At 68.2% G+C, this 2,311-nt stretch carries 3 protein-coding genes; 2 read left to right on the forward strand and 1 reads right to left on the reverse strand.

Features of this window, described 5'->3' with window-relative positions; translation table 11 throughout:
• Positions 1-88: 88 nt before the first annotated feature.
• Entirely contained in the window at positions 89-823 is a 735-nt protein-coding gene (locus B082_RS0132650; RefSeq protein ID WP_018555989.1) for an alpha/beta hydrolase, read from the reverse strand.
• 158 nt (positions 824-981) lie between these two features.
• Here B082_RS0132650 and B082_RS0132655 point away from each other — a divergent pair, with 158 nt between their 5' ends.
• Positions 982-1,377 (forward strand): winged helix-turn-helix transcriptional regulator, encoded by a 396-nt coding sequence (locus B082_RS0132655; protein ID WP_018555990.1) that lies wholly within the window; start codon positions 982-984, stop codon positions 1,375-1,377.
• A gap of 274 nt (positions 1,378-1,651) precedes the next feature.
• Positions 1,652-2,086 (forward strand): hypothetical protein, encoded by a 435-nt coding sequence (locus tag B082_RS0132660; protein ID WP_018555991.1) that lies wholly within the window; start codon positions 1,652-1,654, stop codon positions 2,084-2,086.
• Positions 2,087-2,311 lie beyond the last annotated feature (225 nt).

The raw sequence follows: 2,311 nt of genomic DNA on the forward strand, positions 1-2,311 counted from the left end.
GGCAACGCCAGCCCCACATCGTGCGCGGATACTTCGGCGCTCGGCACGTCCGCTACGTCATCGACGAGTGAACCCCATGAGTTTCTGATCAATAGCGAAGAGTGGATTCGAGCAGCAGTGCGCTCAGGGCCGACGGCATGGTGATCATGCAGTCGTGGCCGGTCGGGAGTTCCCGTATCCGTGCCGGGGAGCCGTTGGGCTGTGTCGCGGGGACGGGCCGCCGCACGATGCCTTCCGGCTCTGCGCCGACGCAGTGGATGTGTGTACGCGGAACCGAGTCCAAGGCGGGGTTGTCCAGCCGGGCCGGCTGCTGAAGGCAGCGCACCGGCTGGTCGGAGAGTGTCGTACGCAGCCACGCGACGTCCACCGGATCGGTGACCCCGAACAGCCCGAGGGGCGGAGGCATCTCGGGCAGCGGCGGGATGCGCCAGCTGGTCCCGGATTCGGCGGCCAGGTCGATCAGGTTCTGGGACATGGGCTGCACGTCGACGGCCGTCTCGCCGTGCTCCGGGACCATCGCGTCCAGGTACACCAGATGCGCGATCCGTTCCGGCACCTCGTTGGCCACGGACGAGACGACCAGCCCCGCGTAGCTGTGCCCCACGAGCACCACCTCGCTCAGGTGCTCCTCGTGGATCAGCTTTACGAGCTCCTCGACGTGCGTGTCGAGCCCCACCTCGGGGCCGAGCAGGTGCACCTTGTCGCCGTACCCGGTCAGCGAGGGCGCGAACGCCCGGTGTCCCGCCGACTCCAGCAGCGGGACCACCCGCTCCCAGCACCGGCCGCTGTGCCAGGCACCGTGCACCAGCAGAAATGTCGACATTAGGGGATCTCTTCCTCATCGGGGTGTGCAGAGGCACGAGGGCATTACGGTTCCTGTTTGCGCCTCGGTACTCTTTGGGAACCGTCATCATCGTGCTGCACCTGCCACATCCCGATCAATAAGGCACATTTACGTGCCCTGGTTCTCTGGAGGTAACCATGAACGGCACAGCGGGCGGCGAGTCGCAGGCAGCGCGGTCGGCGGACCCTTGCCAGGCGCGCGAGGTGCTCGGCATCGTCGGCGACAAGTGGTCACTGCTGATCGTGCGCAACCTCAGCCAGGGGCCACGCCGCTTCACCGAACTCAAGCGGGCCGTCGACGGGATCAGCCAGCGCATGCTCACCGTCACCCTGCGCGGCCTGGAACGCGATGGGATCCTCACCCGGACTGTCCGCAATGTCATGCCGCCGCACGTCAGTTACGAACTCACGCCGATGGGCAGGACCCTCCGCGAAGCCACCGCGCCCCTGTTGGAGTGGAGCATCAGCCACCTGACTCACATCGACGCCGCCCGCGCCGCGTACGACGCCCGCCCCGCCGAACCGCCCGCCTGACCCCGGCTTCGTCGGCCCCCGCGGGCCGGCGTGACCGTGGCCGTCTCGATCGCCTCCACTTCGGGGAGGTCGTGGCTGAATCCGGTCTCCGTCGACCCTCCGTACAGCTCGCCGGACACACCGCACCAGTGCCAACAAGTCGGGCAGCCGTCGCCATCAGGGTGACTGCTGCAGGAAGTCGGTGCTGGAAACCTCCCATATGGCGGAAGGGCCTCCTCCCTCACTTCTGCGACCTAGGGTGAGAGGACCAGGACGCCGAGGAAGGGAACCCGGTATGGACCCGATCACAGCAGCGGCCCTCGCGGCAATGGCTGGGAGCGCGGGCAGTGAGGCCGGCCGCCAAGCGTGGTCCGGGCTGACGGATCTGGTGAGGCGCCCGTTCCGGCGCGGAACGATTCCGGAGCCCACCGGGGCAGGGAGCCCCCGGGTCAGTTCCGGGGAACTGGAGCTGACCGCCCTCCGGGACGACAGCACCGACCCGAACCGGGCGCAGGCACTGGCGACGGCCCTTCACGTACGAGCGGCTCTGGACGAGGAATTCCGCGTGCGCCTCGATGAGTGGTGGCGGGAGGCACAGGCCGCCGGTGGTGGTGGGGTGCACAACAGCGTTTCGGGGGGTGTGCAGAACGGCCCGGTGGTCCAGGGCCGCGACTTCTCCAACCTCACCTTCAACATGACTCGCGGCACGGGGGACTCTGACCCTGAGTAGCCGAGCCCTCCCCGCCGTCTCGGCCGGACTCCGGCGGGGGCTGCCGCCGCGGGCATTCCTGACGACCCGGATACGTGTGATTGGCTCGTTCTCACCGCGGCACCCGCTGCCGACAGTTTCAGGTGCCCACCCCCACCTGGCAGCCAAGCCATCCAGGGAGAATCGGTGAGACGGTTGCCTCACGGCGACACATGCGCTAGCAGAATGGAGCCGGGAGCCGGGAGC

Origin of the sequence: Streptomyces sp. ATexAB-D23, assembly GCF_000373645.1 — a bacterium.
Classification (GTDB): domain Bacteria; phylum Actinomycetota; class Actinomycetes; order Streptomycetales; family Streptomycetaceae; genus Streptomyces; species Streptomyces castrisilvae.